Raw genomic sequence first — 17,153 nt, forward strand, 5'->3', positions numbered from 1 at the left:
GGGTAGTGCCCCCGTGCCTACCCCCTGAACTTTATTGAGCAAAACCTGCCCCATCAATTAAAATCTCCCCCGAAATCCATGAAATTAAAACAAAAATCTATTTTAATTGCGGCATCAGTTATCGCGATTTTGATACCAGCCTCCTATATTTTGTACCTGATATCGCAAGCGGGAGACTTGTCTAATTTTGATTATTGGTGGATGACATGGAATTTTTATGGAGTAAGCGGTTTCTCAACAAATCCTTTTAATTGGATATTTCGGGCGAACGAGCATTTTGTCTTAATTCCAGCAATTATCTATGCCTTGAATATCGCTGTTACCAAAGGCTCAAATATTGGTTTGTGCTTAGCTGCGTGGTTTTTTGCCTTGATTCAGTGCCACGTATTAATTGCTTTGCTGCCCTTAAAATTGAGGCATTCTCCTCTGCAATTTATTTCGCTCGTACTGATTATTTCTATTTTTAATTTTACTCCGGCGGCTGCTCACAATTGGATGAGGGGATTCAGCGGTGTTCACTGGATAATTGCTAATTTATTTGTAATTTGTTCGATATTTTGCTTGCAATTTTATGCGCTGCTTTTGTTAGAAAAAAAAGAGGTGCAACCCCTGAATATTCATTCCCGTGCAGAGCCTGTAAACGAGGGATGGAAACCAAATAACTGGGTAATTGGCAGCATTGTTTTTGGGATTTTAGGCTGTATTAGTTACAGCACTCCTTTGGGTTTGTGGCCGATATTGTGTGCTGCTGCGGTTGTGCTGCGGTTTCCTCGGCGAATAACTTATTTGTATTTCGGTGCTTCAATTGCGGTGGTGGGTATTTATTTTCTAACTTATAAAACTCCATCTCATCACCCTGCTTTAACTAAAATTAACCCGCTCAAAGCTCTTGAATATATTCCCATTTATCTCGGGGGAATTTTTAGCGACAATGTGATTGTTGCGTCCATTTTTGGTATAATTGGTTTGATTGCTGTAACGGGTTTTGTCAGTTATTGGCTATTTGTAAAAAAAGTAGAGCCCCTAAATTGGCTGCCTTGGCTGTCAATTCAATTGTACACGCTGCAAACGGCGTTAATGGCCGCTGTTAGCCGATCGGGATTTGGGCTCGAACAAGCCACCGCTTCCCGCTACGCCACACTCCCAGCCTTGTTTTGGATGAGCACAATTGTTCTCGCAGTCTTGTGCGTGCGGGAGTTTCAGTCGGCACCGAGAATCCAAGAACGTTGGCTGACACCGCTGTTTGCAGTCGCCACAGTCGCCGTTATTTTAATGTACGGGGTGGGAGGCGAAACTGCAATGGCGATCGCCCGCAGAGCAACCTATCAACCGCTAGTAGCACTTTCCTTGCAATTAGGCATTACCGACGTAACGTTAATTAAAGACAAAGTAGGCAACAAACCGGCCGCATTTGTCGGATTAATCGATGCCTTAAAAACTAACAACTTAGTTCCTTTTAATCGCAACATCAAAAAACACAACTTCTGTGCAGCATTAGACACAAAAATCGCTCCAAATTTACTCTGGGCACCCAAAGACGGAGTACCCGGATATTTTGATACTGTTACCAAACTCGCGCCTCAAGCAGCCAGAGTAATTGGCTGGGTGGGAGACCCCGAAAAAAATATAAAATGTATTGCCATCCTCAACCAAGAAAATGTCGTTCGAGGTTTCGCCATGCCAGGATTTCCGCGCCCCGACTTAGTTAAATTGTTTGGCCAGGCCTATCAATTCGCGGCTTGGAGAGGCTACGTTCAAACATCGCCAACAGATACATTATTGACAGCCTATGCCTCATTTAAAAACCGTCAAGGCTGGGTAGCTTTGCGAAACTCCCAAGTTCTCGATCAAAACTAAAACACCTCTCTTTCTGCTTCTCTGCGCCCTCTGCGCCCTCTGCGGTTAATAAAAAAATCTCATTTACAACACAAATGAAATAGAATAGCTTTATGCCAAAAGCCCTCAGTTTCGTAATCCCCGTTCACAACGAAGAAGCAACGCTCAAATTGCTGTTTGAAAAAATAAAAAGTGTCATGTCCCAAACAGATATTGACAGTTACGAAGTCATTTTCATAGACGATGGTAGCCGCGATGCCTCTTGGCGAGAAATAGCAGATTTAGCCAGCCAACATCGCCAACTAATTAAGGCGATTAAAATGCGCCGCAACTTTGGCAAGTCTGCCGCACTTTCAGCAGGATTTCGCAATGCAGCAGGAAGAATTATCTTTACTCTCGATGCCGATTTGCAGGACGACCCCGCCGAAATCCCCAAATTCTTAAATCGTTTAGAATCGGGATTTGATTTAGTTTCCGGTTGGCGAAAACAGCGCAACGACCCGCTTTCTAAAACCTTACCTTCCAAGCTGTTTAATGCCGTTGCGTGTTGGCTGACAGGCGTGAAAATGCACGATATGAATTGCGGTTTCAAAGCTTACCGCCGAGAAGTTTTGCACTCGATTAAATTGTACGGAGAATTGCATCGCTACATTCCTGCTTTAGCAAACAATTTAGGATTTAAAATTGGCGAAGTAGTTGTCGAACACCATCCGCGAAAGCACGGCAAATCAAATTACGGTTGGGAACGTTATGCGCGGGGTTTTATTGATTTGTTGACAGTGTTGGCTACGACACACTATTTGCACAAACCGGGTCATTTGTTTGGGGGGTTGGGGTTATCTTTTGGCTTGATTGGGGCTGTTTCGCTAAGTTATTTGATTGTGATTTGGTTTTTGAATTTGGCGGGGATGAATTTTGGACCGATCGGGAATCGACCTTTGTTATTTTTTGGGATTTTGTGTACAATTCTGTCGGTGCAGTTAATTTCTTTGGGGATTTTGGCTGAGTTGATTGCGCGGAATGTGGCTGCTGATTATGTGGACAAGCAGATTTGTGAAATTATTGATGATTCGGGTTTTGATGTTTAACTGGAAATAAGATTTTGCGGTTTCAACCGCCAAAAATTCAAACAAAGCCAATAAGATTCGGCGGTTGAAACCGCGTCTACACAAACAAAGTCTGCCTGCGGCGACTAGGAGATGATTCGGCGGTTTCAACCGCCGAATCATCAAGGGGGTATGTTACTAATTTCAAATTTTAAGGAATAGTATTACCTAATTTTAAACAGTATCCATTTACCTTGTCTGTCTACTATTTGACCGTCAATATTTGGATGCCAATCGCTGCGAGTCAGGATATAATCGGCATGATAGTTTATGGCTACTTTGACTAAATCCGCACTGCGGCGGCGGATGAATAAGTCATTTCCTCCCCAAATCATTTGCGGGTTCAAGGGAACTCCTAAAACAGCTTCCATGCGATTTTTCCACTGTTTGATACCTTTGTCGGTAAAAGGAAAGTTCTTGAAGTTGACAACAATCGCTCTTTGGGATAAAAATTGGAAACTGGTAACTGATGGTGGAATTAATACGAGTGCGTCTGGGCTGCTAATCTGCGAAAATCGCACAGCTAATCTGCTTAAATCGTCCGTGGGAACGGCATTGATATTAATTCTTGTTTGAAATACATTTAATATGGGTTTTGGTAGAATTCCGGCTACTCCCAGAACTAAAATTGCACTAGCTAGCAAAGCTAAAATATGAGTTATAGTCTGTTTGATAGATGTAGCCAATGATGTTTTTTGGAGGATGAATGGAAAAGCGAGGATTGAGAAAAAGACTGGGAGAGTGATTATTCGATCGCCCATTATTTCCAATGAATCAGTCAGCGGATATGTTAAGCTAAAAACACACGTTACTGCTGCCAAAATCCACAACAATATATTGTATTTTTGGGGAAGTATGTAGTTTTTATTTTGCCAAACTGCGAATCCTAAGAAAATGATACCTCGAAAAGGCAAAGTCATTGCAGAGAGTATTAGCAAGCTAACAGATGCTTGTTTTTGCGGGTCAACTTCATCTAGCGTCAAAGCAACCGCAATAAATATAATTAATTGAGCAAAAGGTACAGTTCTAGCTAGTTGTAGTTTGGCAATAAAAGCCAGCGGGTAAACTTCCACAAATATGTAATTTAGAAAAAGTGCAAAAATTGAGGTTCCCAGAATCACATAAAAATTAACTTTGTCTTTTTTTGGCAGTAAATTTGTATTTTTGATGCACAGCAAGCCGCCAAGCATAAAACAGATAAAGTTGAACCAATTCCCAACATCCCAATTAGACGGGAGGATGTGGTGGGGATTGCGGACTTTGGCGTGAATGAAGACAAACTCGGCATTGTCGATGGCGTGAGTGTTGGTGGTACCTGTCAATAACATGGGTACGTATACTATACTTGCCATTGTGGCTAAAAGTGCGATCGACAAAATCAACGTTTTGAACTTTCGCCGTCTTGCAGATTCAATCGCTAAAATGGGAACCATCATCAATCCCGGCAACAAACCAACTAAAAATTGCAGCAGACAAGCTAATCCAAAAAAGAAATATCCTGTCAACCATTTTTGACGCAAACTAAAGTAAATTCCCCAAATTGCGAAGGCCATAGCGAAGGTACTGGGTACAGATTTGGTGGAAAATATCAGCGTGTTGCCAACATCTGTAAATGAAGCGGCTGTACATAAAAAAGCCATCGCTGCTGCGGGCAGTTTAGAATCAGTATAAATCTTGATAATTGCGTAGCAGGCTAGGATAAATGAACCGAAGGCGAGGAATTGATAAATAAAATGTGCTAGGGGAATGCTTGTTCCGAAATTGGCTAGCAAATAGATGATATAATAATAGTAGTATCGGGGATTAAACTTAACCATTTCCTGAACGTAATAGTCGTTTTTGTATACTTCAGGATTTAACATAAATTGAATTGGTGGCACTTCGGGAAAATTGCCGCCAATGGGGAAAATGTAGCCAGTTGCCATCAGGGAACCGATGATGACAAAAGTATAGAGAGATAGATTAAAATACCTGTGGGATTTGTGATTATTCTGCATTAATAGTTGATTTTTTTAGCAGATATTAGGTGCGACCGTTCGGATTTTAGCACTCTCTCGATCGATTAAGCAGGAATTGCATTTTTAGCCAAGGAAGATGATATTATTTAGGCTTGCTGCCTACAGATAAATTGTTAATTTCTAGTTGGCATTGATTTGTTAATTCCTGTTTGTCGCTACTCAATACTTCAAGCATCAAATAAGTTGTATTTTTACCGCCAACAGATAGATTTAAATTGATCGCACTTTTGCGATCATACTCCATCTGGGCAGAATTTATCAAGTTACCTTGTTTATCCCACAAAGTCAAGCCCAGGGCAACTCCCGGGCATTGCTTGTTAGCTAAAGTCAGTTTTCCCGTAACTTGCGCTTTGTCCGAGATTGCACCTAAATACAGAAAAGATGTATCGAGTTTGTGGCTATTTTTAATAGAATGAGTTACAATTTTATATAGGTTGTTCGATTCTCGACTGACTGAATAATTGGCACTTGTGTAAATTGACTGGCGCAAACTAATCCAATCTAACTGCCCGCCCGGTCGATCGACTATTTGTTGCTGCATCGCGTATAAAGTGCGAACTGCTGTGGCTGGATCCGTCGGACGAATTCTTTGATAAACCCTAACAGTCACGCCGCTTTCTAACTTAAACTGTTCTGGTAGCAATTGGAAATCGCGGGAAATCTCCCAATTTTGAGTAAAAGCATCCCACACAACTTTAACAACATCTTGTTCGTGCGATCGCAAAACTTGTTCGTCTGTCGGTAACACCTGCTGAAAAGGCGTAGCAACCACCGCATATTGCGCTTGCAACAACTCCGGTAGCGGGTAACTATCGCGCGAATCAATTTGCGGCCTCCCGATAGTATTTAACTTCCACCAACCCTGCGGCGGGTTTAATTGGCGATTAGCTTGTCTGAGAATATTAGCATTAAAACTGTTAGAAGCACCTGCAATATAAATTGGTTCTTCATCCGGTGCTAATTTTCGCAGAAACTCTACTAATTTTACAACTTCCCCGTAATCCGATCGCACTAACGGCCCAAAATTACTCACAAACAGTCTAGACAAATCTACCTTGACAGGAATTAACCCGACAGCAGCATTCACAATCAGGTAAAAACCGGCAGCGCCCAGCATCAAATACCGGACATTTCCCTTGAGAGTCAGCCAAATTGTCCAGAAAAACGCCGACAATCCCAAAACTGCGATCGGTGTCACATGAATTGTATAGTGCAAGTAGCCGTAACGCAACACCAACAGCCATTCAACCAGCGAAAAAACCCCAAACAAACAAACAAAAACAGCCGCCCCAGGTACCAGAATCCGCCTCAGAATCCCCGCCGCCAAACCAATCAGTACCAGCAGCCAAGTTCCCAAACCGTAAAAAGACGCATAACGAATTAAAATATCATTAACCGGCAAACTCCAAGCCACATATAAATTACCATAATTAACTGTCAGAGCACTGCGAGTAAAATCTCCCGCTACCAACATTAAAAAAGTCAAAATAGTCGCAGCTATCAATCCCAATTTAATGCCAGATTCCAACAATAATTTATATTTGAGCGCCGTTTGCTTGCGGTTTTTTAGTACAAAAAGCTCGAAAAAAGCCTGTAAACTAGCTGCACCCAAAAATGCGATCGCACTATAAGCAAAATGTCGGCGAAACAAAATAGCCGTCGCCAGAAAAACCCCAATTAACGGAACTTTCCACCAAGATTTTAGTCGAACATCCTGCAAATAAACCCAAATCGCCAACCCGACAAACACACAGCCACCAGTATCCAAATATCCCCGCAAAGTCGGAATCCAACTCATCGGAATCAATAAACTCAGCAATACAGTTGACCCAAAAACCCGACGCGGATAAACAGGAATTAACTGTGCCGAAATTGCCCCCAACAACAAGCGAAAAGGCAGCACATAAATCAGCGAAATGCTGAGAATGTAACTCAACCGAGAGTCACCAAATAACAAAATAAACGGCACTAACGGCAGAGAAATTAACAGATTTTTTTCCTTAGCCAGCGATTCTATAACTCCAGCCCACGCTTTCTGTGGCGACTCTCGAAACAAATTAGCCGTATTAACTGTAGCGGTATTGTATCCCGCATAATCCCACCAATAAAAAGTACGTTCACTAGATACATAAATTGACGTTACTCCAACTGTTAAAAAAACAACTAAAAACAGAAAAACTCCATCAATCAGAAACTTGCGACGCAATTTTAAATCAAATAATGCCATCAGTCTAACAACCCCAAATAACTCCTCAACTTCCTCTTTCTTCCTTTGCGCCTTCGCGGTTCATTAACTCACTTTAAAACAGTACCCTGCAAAAAATTATCCAACTTTTCCGCATATTGTCGGTTCGCCACCGCACTTGGATGAATATCGTGAGGCAAATTATTATTTCCCGGTACTTTCAAATCAACCGAAATATCTACTGTCGCAATTCCCTCCCGACTTAACTCCTCCAACATTTTAGCAGAACCCGCATTAATTCCCGCCACAACCAACTTAACGTTATTAGCCTCAGCAACACGGTTAAACTCTGCAATAACTGCCTTAGAAACCTCGTGACTTTGGTACAATTCCTCCTCAAATTGATTGTAATTAACCTCCAGCAAATTTACCAATGCCGAAACCCGCATCAGCGGCCACTCGTGATATTCAAGTTTGGTCATGCTGTAGGTAAAATTATTGTTTCCATTCAGCCTAGCATCTGGCTGCAACAGAATGCCGAGTTTATTCCAAGCACTCATTTGCTTGCTTCTCGCCCTCAATAAAGTATTGCGGCGGTCGTGAAATTTAGCATAGGCTATCACGGCGATTTTTGGTTTTTTTCGTTGTTTGAGAGCTGCTTTGAATTGAATAAACGAGTGCAGCGTGCCGTAGCCATTAACGCCAAAATTCACTATTTCATAGGCGGGCAACTTTTGTTGCAGCAACCACGCATAAGTTTCGCTATCATTCAATGACCAACCGTAAGTAAAAGAACAGCCAAATATCCAAATTTCTGGCTTGGTTGACGATTTGTTGTAAGTGTTGAGCGGATGTGTGATTCTTAAGCTATTGTTGAGGTGAGTGGCATTAAACGAGTAGTTGCCGTTTAGTGTAACTTTGAATTTTCCCGGCAAATGTTTGTATCCGAGTTCCGAGTCTTTGGTGAAAAAGTTACCTTTGGGTTCGACTGCTACATCGACATTTTCTATTTGCCAGGGTTTGTATCCGGCAACTCGCAAGACAATTTCAGCCGTAGTGGTGGACAAAAAAAATGGAAAAATTAGATAAGTTATTAATCTGAAAGCAACAGTTTTAGCAAAATGTTTTTCGATTTTTAACATAATATGAAATGTCAGCAAAAGTATAGTAAACTGCCATGCAATTATTATCTAGTTTGTGGATTTAATGTAATGAGATTGAGCGCCTTTACCCGATCCCCCAACCTACCCCACTAGATTGTTTGGGATAATTAAATATTATCCGTAAAAGCCGTACCTAGAAAATATTGGTTTAAACTCACATTTTCCACCAATATCAGCAACGGGCTAGAAGCTCGTTCCACAAAAAGTGCATTTTCTTGTGGGTGGGCACGAGAACCCGCCCATAAAAAGCTTAGGGAAAATGGTGCAACAGCTCAGTTTAAACTCGCATTTTCCACCAATATCAGCAACGTGCTAGAAGCCCGTTCCACAAAAAGTAAACTTGATTGTGGAACGGGCTTCTAGATTGTGGAACGGGCTTCTAGCCCGTTCTTAAAAAGAGTGCAAAATATTGGTTTGAGCTAATTGATTAATTCCTAATAATTCGCTTCCTCCTCGTACTCAGGAGTCCTCGTCTTCTCGGGGATATTCACCCGAGGAGCATTGTAAGGCTTGGGTGCTTCATCGTCAGCCCAAGCATCCGCCTCCACATCATCCTCGTACTCGTACTCAACTGATTGCTTCGAGCGAGAAATTTCAGGGCGAGTGTAGGGCTTCTCTTCGTACTCCTCGTCGTCGTAATCGTCCGAGCCTCCCCAATTATCCTCTTCGTAATCATCATAATCGTCGATCGTCGGCTCGGGCTGCACTGCGCGCATCTGCTGCCGCACCGGTGGCCGGTTCCACTGCGAATCCTCGTCCCAAGGAACTTCCTCTACCGCAGGCGCTGCTACTCGGCTACGCATTTCCGGTGCAGGTATCCGCACACCGGGGCCCAATTGATATTCGGTAGCAACGGGTTTGGGATAATAGCCTGGGTCGTCCTCTTCGCGTTCCCAGGGTGCTTGGCCCAAACCGACTCGTTCGAGCAAACCGACGCTAAGCTGCCTGAGCCTTTCCTCGGAACCTTCAAATACAATCAAGCGGTTCGGGCCGCTGCTGACAACTTCCTCAATTCCCAATTCGTAGGTGCTGAGAACTTGGTCGGGGATTTGGGGGATTCCCAGGGAAGCGATGATGATAGAAACTAACTTACCGTCTTCGGGGTCGAATCTAAAGCCTCGCACCCTACCCAAAAGTTCGCCGGTTTCGGTAATAACTTCGCTGTTAATCAAAATGCTGTAGACTTCAACATCAACATCATCTTCGATCGCGCTTTCATCTTCGACCAACAGCACGTCGCCGATTTCGCTGACATTGCTGAGGAACATAAACCTCGGCATTCCAGCGACCGCGAATATATTATCGCGCAGACCGATCGCCACAACCTCTCGCCGATCGATGTCCACCCACAATTGACTGACTACACCCAAGCGTTTGCCTCTGTCGCGGGTGATGACCTGAGTGCCTAGAAGATCGGAGCGTTGGCAGATTTGTTCGGATGTCATTATAACTTTAGTCCTGATTTATCATAAAAATGGGCCTAAAACCCCCGTGCTTCTAGCACGGCTTTGCTGTATGCTTGTAGTAGTGGACAGGTAATCAACCACTCTAAAAACCTAGCTGTCAAAAGACAAAGCGCTGAACCTTGAAAATTGAATCTAAGCGGTTCTACTGCATTTTTCGCTTACTCCACCTCGCAGTAGGTAAAAGATTCAGAGGAGCTAGACAAACAGCATTTGAAGCGCATTTGCTTCAAACTGAAACAGGACTTGCCTCAAAGCAAATAGGGTAGGGCATACCCGAATTAACGCTTGGGGAGAGTCCCACCTCTGGGCTAGAGACTTCAAGGAATCTAGTTTAAGTGGTCTCGGTGAGCCAAGAATCCTCCTACCTTCAGGTCGAGGAGTGTCAATAAGTACATATATCACTCAACACGATCGTTAACACAGACTCCGGGACTACAACTTCAGTCCGATGACTTGAGTATAAGCTCCCCGCGCTTGAGTCACGCCAATTGTACGCTGAGCCGATTGAATCATAGGTCGCCGCAAACTCACAACAATAAACTGGGCTTGTTCAGACTGTCGTTTTATCATTCTAGCTAATCGCTCCACATTTGCCCCATCCAGAAACATATCCACCTCATCAAAAGCGTAGAACGTAGACGGGCGGTAGCGTTGTAGCGCAAAAATAAAACTCAGCGCCGTCAGCGACTTTTCGCCTCCAGACATAGAAGCCAGCCGCTGTACGGGTTTCCCCTTCGGGTGAGCGACCAAATTCAAACCGCTGCTGAAGGGGTCTTCCTGGTCATCTAGCTGAAGATACCCGTCCCCTTCAGAAAGTTCCGCAAAAATCGTCTGGAAGTTTTCGTTAACAGCATCAAAAGCTTCTTTAAAAGCGCGCCGCCTCAGGGTGGTAAAGTTTTCGATTCTCAGCAAAAGTTCAGTGCGTTCTCCGGCTAAGGTTGTCAGCTTTTGACTCAATTCTTCCAGGCGTTCTTGAGTGCGGTTGTACTCTGAGAGGGCTAACATATTCACCGGTTCTAGGGCTTGAATGCGTTTGGCGATCGCCTTTACTTCCTGCTGCAATTCCGTCAAATTAGCTTGAGCCACATTTTCGGGAATCGACGGCACGGGATCGGGCATTTCCGCCCGCTGCGTTTCCAATAGAGTGCGGACTGCGGCCAATTGTTCCCGGCGTTCTTGCTGTGTTTCGTGCAGTTTTTGCAACTGCCACTGCAACTGCTGTTTGGCTAAATGCTGTTCTCGCAGTTGAGATTCCGCCCGATCGCGATCGCCCTTCTCCACCCCCAACTTTTCCTCAATTTGGGCCAAAGCCGCCTTAGCTTCGGCAATTTGGCCATCGAGTTCCAACTGCTGCGAAACAATGCCAGCGATCGCACCCGCCCCCGCATTTTGCTGCACTTGCCATTCCTGCAATTTCTCGCCACCTTCCTTAATTTTCTCTTCCAAACGCCCGAATTGATTTTGCAAGTCTCCTTGGCGCTGCTGGGCGTTTCTCAGAGCCAATTCTCGCTCTTGCAGTTCGGCTTCTTGCGCGCGCAAACCCGACTGCATTTGCTGCCATTCGCTGTGACTGTTGGACTCTTCCAACTGCGCCAAAGTTTGGCGGTACTGCTGCAATTGAGTTTCTTGCGTCGGCAATTCTCCCTCCAGCAACTGCAATCTCGACTGCGAATCAATTAATTCCTGAGTATTTTTGGCAATTTGCGATCGCACTTGTTCCTGCTGCGCTTGTAGCTTCTTAATTTCTGCATCCAACTGTTCCAAGCGCAACTGATTTTCGCGCCAACTCTGTTTCGCCTCCATCAACTCTTGACTGCGAGTTTTGACAGCAACAGCAGCGCGGTCGATCGCAATTTTGCACCGTTCCAAAATCCGCTCAATTTCCTCAAGACGTTCTTGCAAAGAAGCGATCGTCCTAGCTTCATCCGCCGCCTCACTAGCATCTACCGTACCAAAATGCAAAGTAGACCTATTAGTAGAACTTCCCCCAGTCATCGCCCCGCTAGTTTCCAAAATTTCCCCTTCCAAAGTCACAATCCGGTACTGTCCCAAATAGCGGCGCGCGTCGCCCAGATTGGTAAACACAACCGTACTGCCAAAAACGTAAGCAAAAATTTCTAGATAGCGCGAATCGCAATCAATCAAATTCACCGCCGCATCCACAAACCCCGCCGCCCGGCGCAAATTTTCATTCACCGAAAACCTGCCGCCTCGAATCTTATTCAAAGGCAAAAACGTCATCCTTCCCGCCCGTTTTTGCTTCAACAATTCGATCGCAGCAGCCCCCACACTGTCATTTTCCACCACCATATTTCCCATGCGCCCGCCCGCCGCAATTTCCAGCGCCAACTGAAAGCGCGGCTCCACCCTGCCCAGTTGAGCCACCAAGCCGCAAACTCCGCCAATTCCGCTTTGCGCGACAATTTTTGCAGTAAACGTGCCTGTCGCTTCTTGCAGCGCTTGAAACTGCACTTCTAGCTTGTCTAATTTGCGCTGTCTTTCCCGTTGTTCTTCCAGCAAACGAGTTTGAGTTTCCTGTTGCAGTTGCAATTCTTGTTCGGCTTCCACCAAAATCTGATTCAGCGTTTCTACTTGCAATGATGTCACGCCTTTGGTTTCCACAAGGCGAGACTGCTGCTCTTTTTTGGCGACAATTTCCTGTTCCAATACTTGCAGCGATTGGTTTTGTTCTTGAATTTGACTTTGCAGGCGATCGGCTCTTTCTCCGATAGTAGCTTGCTCTGTACGCTGCGGTTCCAAAGTTTGTTGAATTATTTCGATTTGGCGGTGCAGTTCCGTTTGTTGCTGCACCCAAGCTTCTGCACTAGAGGCGATCGCATTTGCAACTTCCCGACTTTCATCTAAACTTTGCTTGGCTGCGTCCCGCTGTTCCTGAAAACTCTCCTCCTGAGACTTAACATAAGATATTTCAATCTCAATTTGTTCCAAACTTTGCCTGAATTGTCGAACTTCTTCCTCAGTTTGTGCTATATTAGCCGCCATTTGCCCAGCAGTTGTTTGCAAATCCTGCTGGCGGTTTTGCAATTGTCGCCGTTGAGCTTCTTGAGTCGCAATCGTCGCTTGCAAAGCCAACAATTCCGACTCTCCCAAAGCTTTCACCCGCGCGTTCAGCGCATCGAGTGCGACGGTTGATTCTTGAATTTGGGTGCTAATTCCTTGCACTTGTTCGGTGAGAGAAGCTACACTGCGATCGCCCGATTCGATTTGTTCCCGCAGCTTCCATTCTTGCTTTTGCAACTGTTGGAATTTCAGCACAATTTCCCACTGCGACTTTTCTTGAAATTCCGCCCGCAACTTTTGATATTTTTCCGCTTTTGTGCGGTCGGAAGCGAGTCTCTCGCGCTGAGAAATCAGCTCTTTTTCCACAATTTGGCTGCGTTCTTCCACCTCCTTAACTTCATCCAACTTCTGCTTCGCCAACGAGATTTTGCGATCGAACTGAGCCACTCCTGCCAGTTCGTCAATAATTTCTCGGCGTTCCTTGGAATTCATCGAAATAATGCTAGTAACATCTCCTTGCAAAACGACGTTATAGCCTTCAGGATAAATTCGCAAGCGGTTGAGTTGTTCGTGCAGTTGAGTCAGCGTGCAAGGTGCGCCATTAATGTAATAAGTTGAAGTGTAAGTACCTTGGCGAGTTACTCGCAGTTTGCGCGTCACACTCCACTCATCCGATTTGGGATTTTGGATTTTGGATTTGGGATTTGTAGAGAGGAGTTGTCCGTTGTTGTCTTGATTGGTCGCTATTTTTATCTCTTCGACTTCTTCAACCGATAAATCATCGGAGGATTGGGGATTAGCAGCAGAGGATTGTCCGTTGTTATCTCGAATTTCTGCAACTTCTGCAACATTCAACTCGGGCGATTCTGGACTAGCAGCAGAAAATTGTCCGTTGTTATCTCGATTTGCTGAGATTTCAATTTCGACTTCTTCTGCTTCAACCGACAAATCATCGGCTGCATTTTCGTCCTCATCTTCATCCCGGGCGAACCATTCATCGCCCACATCTTCCAGCGCAAAAGTCGCAGTCACGCTAGCTTCAATCGTACCCCGTTTATTTTGGGCGCTGTTCACCAAATCCGGCAAACGTTCGGCCCGCATTCCCTTAGAAGTCGAAAGTCCCAGACAAAACAGCAAAGCATCGAGGATGTTGGACTTCCCAGAACCGTTGGGCCCGGAAACCACAGTGAAACCGGGCAGCACGGGAATGGACGTTGTGCCGCCAAAAGATTTAAAGTTAGTTAGTTCGATCCGCTTAATGTGAACCATTTGCTAGGACTAGCTTTGGCTCTAGGTTGTAGTCACAGGTTAACACAGGCATTGGGCCGATCGACAATATGTGAACTTTCCAGCATAGTCGATCGAACAGGTAGATTACACTTCTGTCAACAACCTCAGTCTGGTTGTACCTCACTCCAGCAGGACGCACTCCCGACAAAGAAACCGGGTTTTTTACCTTTGCCGGCGGTGACAGCGCGCCTATTTTCCTCCGTCTTTTCCCGGTTTCTGGCCCGGCGCGCCCAAGTCTGGGCTTAAAAAGCTGTTAGACAACAGTGCCGCATCCCTGCTGTGACCGACAGCCAAAAATAGTAAATTTTGATACCGATAACTAAATTAGGTACGATCGAGATTATTTGTGCCATCGTACCTGAAATCCTCACCCATAAAGAATGCCAGCAAAAATAACCCCTGAAATTTCTAACATACCCCCTAGACATATAAAAACTTTCCGGTAAAATCGAACCAAAATTAATAATGTATAAAGTAACGAAACGCATATGGAGGGCAAACCCATTACACCAGCTCAGAACTCGTCTAATCCGTCAGCTTCACCCGAAAGCGACCAAGAAGTATTACAAATTTGGGGTCGCCAGCCCCTGAAAGGACACGTCAAAATCAGCGGTGCCAAAAACTCAGCCTTAGTCGTGATGGCCGGAGCCCTGCTGTGTCCCGACGATTGTCGCCTCCGCAACGTTCCCGGTCTCGCCGATGTCGCCCGCATGGGGCAAATTCTCTCGGCTGTAGGAGTCAAATTAGAGCAAAATGCGGGCGTTTTAGACATCAACGCCAGCCACCTCATAGACGCTCAAGCCCCCTACGAATTAGTCAGCCAATTGCGGGCGAGCTTTTTCATTATCGGGCCGCTGCTAGCGCGTTTGGGATTTGCCAAAGTGCCTTTACCCGGTGGGTGCGCCATCGGCGCGCGGCCCGTCGAGCTCCACGTCCGCGGCCTGCAAGCCCTCGGCGCTGAAGTCCACATCGACCACGGTACTGTTCACGCTTACGTCAAAGGGCCCAACCGCCGCCTCAAAGGAGCCAAAATTTATTTGGACTACCCCAGCGTCGGCGCAACCGAAACTTTGATGATGGCGGCGACTCTGGCCGAAGGGGAAACCGTAATAGAAAATGCCGCTCAAGAGCCCGAAGTCATCGATTTGGCGAATTTCTGCCGCGCGATGGGAGCCAAAATTCAAGGTGCCGGCACAAATACGATCGTCATTTCGGGAGTTCCGAGACTGCACGCGGTAGACTATTCCATTATTCCCGATCGCATCGAAGCCGGAACATTTTTAATAGCAGGAGCCATCACCAACTCAGAACTTAGTTTGTCCCCCGTCATTCCCGACCACCTGACCGCAGTCATTGCCAAATTGCAGACAATCGGGGCGAAAATTATTGCAGAATCCCCCGACATTTTGCGAATAGTTCCCGGTCAAACTCACTGCGCCACAGACATCGAAACTTTGCCTTACCCGGGTTTCCCCACAGATATGCAAGCTCAGTTTATGGCTTTGCTGACGCTGAGCGAAGGAGACAGCATCATCAAGGAAACAGTGTTTGAGAACCGCTTGCGCCACGTAGCAGAACTCAACCGCATGGGTGCCGACATTCGAGTTAAAGGCAATGTCGCCGTGGTGCGCGGAGTATCGAGGCTGTCGGGAGCGCCGGTAATAGCCACAGATTTGCGGGCTTCGGCAGCTTTGGTGCTAGCAGGACTGGCGGCAGATGGTGTCACCACAATCAGCAGCTTGCAGCATTTAGACCGCGGCTACGAGCAGTTAGAGGTGAAGCTGCAAAAATTGGGAGCTAACTTGCGGCGTGTCAAAGAGGGGACAGACGCTGCTAATGTTCATGTTCCTGTCAATCCCGGGCGATCGAGTTTAAACTGTTAGTTAGTAGTTAGTGGTTATTTGTTATTGGTTGTCGGTTATTTGCGATGCCCGCTCGCGTAGTCGAAGGGTCGAAGATTTATTATTTATTAGTTATGAGAACTAATAAATAACAAATAATAAATAACAAATAACAAATAACAAATAACAAATAACCACTGCCAATTCCCAACTGACTAATAACTAAAATGTTAAACATCCCGCTCATCGGTTTAAAAGCAGACCAGTTTCGCCACCCGCTAGACTTGGAAGCCACCAACTCTCTCAAACAACTGCCCGGACTAGATTTGATGGTGCGGCAGTTGCTGGGACAACTCGGCGAACAGTTTTTCATGCTCGAAAATCTCGCTTCCAGCGTCCAAGTCAGCGAAAATCAATTGCCAGATTTGTATCAATTGCTGGTGGATGCGTGCAAAACTCTGGATTTGGAAGTACCGCAGCTTTATGTCCGCCAGCATCCGATGCCGAATGCTTACACCTTTGCCATGCGCGGAAAGCAGCCGTTTGTGGTGATGCACACTTCGCTGATTGATTTGCTCACCGACGAAGAAGTGAAAGCAGTAATTGCTCACGAGTTGGGGCATTTGAAGTGCGAACACGGAGTTTACCTGACTCTGGCTAATTTAATTGTATTGGCCGCCGGTCAAATTTCGCCTCTGGGAACCGTACTCGCCCAGGGCTTGCAGGTGCAAATGTTGGAATGGTTGCGGTGTGCAGAATTTACGTGCGATCGCGCCGCCTTGCTCGCCACCCAAGACCCAAAAGTGGTAGCATCTGTGTTGATGAAACTGGCGGGAGGTTCGCCGACGCTAGCACCGAAACTGAATGTCGATGCGTTTTTGGCCCAAGCGCGAGCCTACGACGACCTCAGCAGCACGGAATTGGGGGAAATGCTCAAACAAGCTCAAACGTCTCAGTTGTCCCATCCTGTACCAGTATTGCGCGCCAGAGAGATCGATCGCTGGGCAAGTTCAAAAGATTATGAATCTTTGCTTGACAAAAATCGATCGGCGTGCTATGATCGTGAGACCAATAAAAAGGGCGGGTGGCGAAATTGGTAGACGCATCAGACTCAAAATCTGACACCGAAAGGTATGAGAGTTCGATTCTCTCCCTGCCCACTACTAAAAAAGCTTAATAAATCTAGGGTTCCAGATGATAATTCTGGAGCCCTAATTTATATTGGGA

9 protein-coding genes and 1 tRNA gene are annotated in these 17,153 nt (G+C 45.6%); 5 read left to right on the forward strand and 5 right to left on the reverse strand.

What is annotated here, in order from left to right; genetic code table 11:
- The first annotated feature begins 78 nt into the window (after nucleotides 1-78).
- Together IQ270_RS20225 and IQ270_RS20230 are read left to right on the forward strand one after the other, a co-directional pair.
- Nucleotides 79-1,857, forward strand: coding sequence for a hypothetical protein (locus tag IQ270_RS20225; RefSeq protein WP_193974993.1), 1,779 nt, complete (start codon nucleotides 79-81; stop codon nucleotides 1,855-1,857).
- A gap of 92 nt (nucleotides 1,858-1,949) precedes the next feature.
- Complete coding sequence (locus tag IQ270_RS20230) at nucleotides 1,950-2,924, forward strand: glycosyltransferase family 2 protein (protein WP_193974995.1); 975 nt, start codon at nucleotides 1,950-1,952, stop codon at nucleotides 2,922-2,924.
- A gap of 182 nt (nucleotides 2,925-3,106) precedes the next feature.
- Here IQ270_RS20230 and IQ270_RS20235 read toward each other — a convergent pair whose 3' ends face one another.
- The 5 genes from IQ270_RS20235 to smc form a co-directional block, all read right to left on the reverse strand.
- Complete coding sequence (locus IQ270_RS20235) at nucleotides 3,107-4,939, reverse strand: DUF6798 domain-containing protein (protein ID WP_193974997.1); 1,833 nt, start codon at nucleotides 4,937-4,939, stop codon at nucleotides 3,107-3,109.
- Nucleotides 4,940-5,042: 103 nt separating this feature from the next.
- Entirely contained in the window at nucleotides 5,043-7,187 is a 2,145-nt protein-coding gene (locus IQ270_RS20240; protein ID WP_193974999.1) for a hypothetical protein, read from the reverse strand.
- A gap of 68 nt (nucleotides 7,188-7,255) precedes the next feature.
- Complete coding sequence (locus IQ270_RS20245) at nucleotides 7,256-8,212, reverse strand: SGNH/GDSL hydrolase family protein (RefSeq protein WP_228056543.1); 957 nt, start codon at nucleotides 8,210-8,212, stop codon at nucleotides 7,256-7,258.
- A gap of 530 nt (nucleotides 8,213-8,742) precedes the next feature.
- Nucleotides 8,743-9,753: a PRC-barrel domain-containing protein gene (locus tag IQ270_RS20250; RefSeq protein ID WP_193975003.1), complete on the reverse strand. Its 1,011-nt coding sequence runs from the start codon at nucleotides 9,751-9,753 to the stop codon at nucleotides 8,743-8,745.
- Between the two features lie 453 nt (nucleotides 9,754-10,206).
- Nucleotides 10,207-14,064, reverse strand: coding sequence for a chromosome segregation protein SMC (gene smc / locus IQ270_RS20255; RefSeq protein ID WP_193975005.1), 3,858 nt, complete (start codon nucleotides 14,062-14,064; stop codon nucleotides 10,207-10,209).
- A 509-nt stretch (nucleotides 14,065-14,573) separates the two neighbouring features.
- On the opposite strand from smc, the gene murA reads away from it, so the two are divergent.
- From murA to IQ270_RS20270, 3 genes are all read left to right on the forward strand, one after another.
- Nucleotides 14,574-15,968: a UDP-N-acetylglucosamine 1-carboxyvinyltransferase gene (gene murA, locus IQ270_RS20260; RefSeq protein WP_193975008.1), complete on the forward strand. Its 1,395-nt coding sequence runs from the start codon at nucleotides 14,574-14,576 to the stop codon at nucleotides 15,966-15,968.
- Nucleotides 15,969-16,153: 185 nt separating this feature from the next.
- Complete coding sequence (locus IQ270_RS20265; RefSeq protein WP_193975010.1) at nucleotides 16,154-17,026, forward strand: M48 family metallopeptidase; 873 nt, start codon at nucleotides 16,154-16,156, stop codon at nucleotides 17,024-17,026.
- A tRNA-Leu gene (locus tag IQ270_RS20270) sits at nucleotides 17,005-17,086 on the forward strand. The genes IQ270_RS20265 and IQ270_RS20270 overlap by 22 nt, the downstream gene beginning before the upstream one ends.
- Nucleotides 17,087-17,153 lie beyond the last annotated feature (67 nt).

Source organism: Microcoleus sp. LEGE 07076 (assembly GCF_015207455.1).
In the GTDB taxonomy this organism is placed as follows: domain Bacteria; phylum Cyanobacteriota; class Cyanobacteriia; order Cyanobacteriales; family Microcoleaceae; genus Microcoleus.

Excerpts from the sequence above, each read along its gene's own strand:
- smc (WP_193975005.1), bottom strand. The coding sequence starts at position 14,064 with ATGGTTCACATTAAGCGGATCGAACTAACTAACTTTAAATCTTTTGGC.
- IQ270_RS20240 (WP_193974999.1), bottom strand. The coding sequence starts at position 7,187 with ATGGCATTATTTGATTTAAAATTGCGTCGCAAGTTTCTGATTGATGGA.
- IQ270_RS20230 (WP_193974995.1), top strand. The coding sequence starts at position 1,950 with ATGCCAAAAGCCCTCAGTTTCGTAATCCCCGTTCACAACGAAGAAGCA.
- murA (WP_193975008.1), top strand. The coding sequence starts at position 14,574 with ATGGAGGGCAAACCCATTACACCAGCTCAGAACTCGTCTAATCCGTCA.
- IQ270_RS20225 (WP_193974993.1), top strand. The coding sequence starts at position 79 with ATGAAATTAAAACAAAAATCTATTTTAATTGCGGCATCAGTTATCGCG.
- IQ270_RS20250 (WP_193975003.1), bottom strand. The coding sequence starts at position 9,753 with ATGACATCCGAACAAATCTGCCAACGCTCCGATCTTCTAGGCACTCAG.
- IQ270_RS20235 (WP_193974997.1), bottom strand. The coding sequence starts at position 4,939 with ATGCAGAATAATCACAAATCCCACAGGTATTTTAATCTATCTCTCTAT.
- IQ270_RS20265 (WP_193975010.1), top strand. The coding sequence starts at position 16,154 with ATGTTAAACATCCCGCTCATCGGTTTAAAAGCAGACCAGTTTCGCCAC.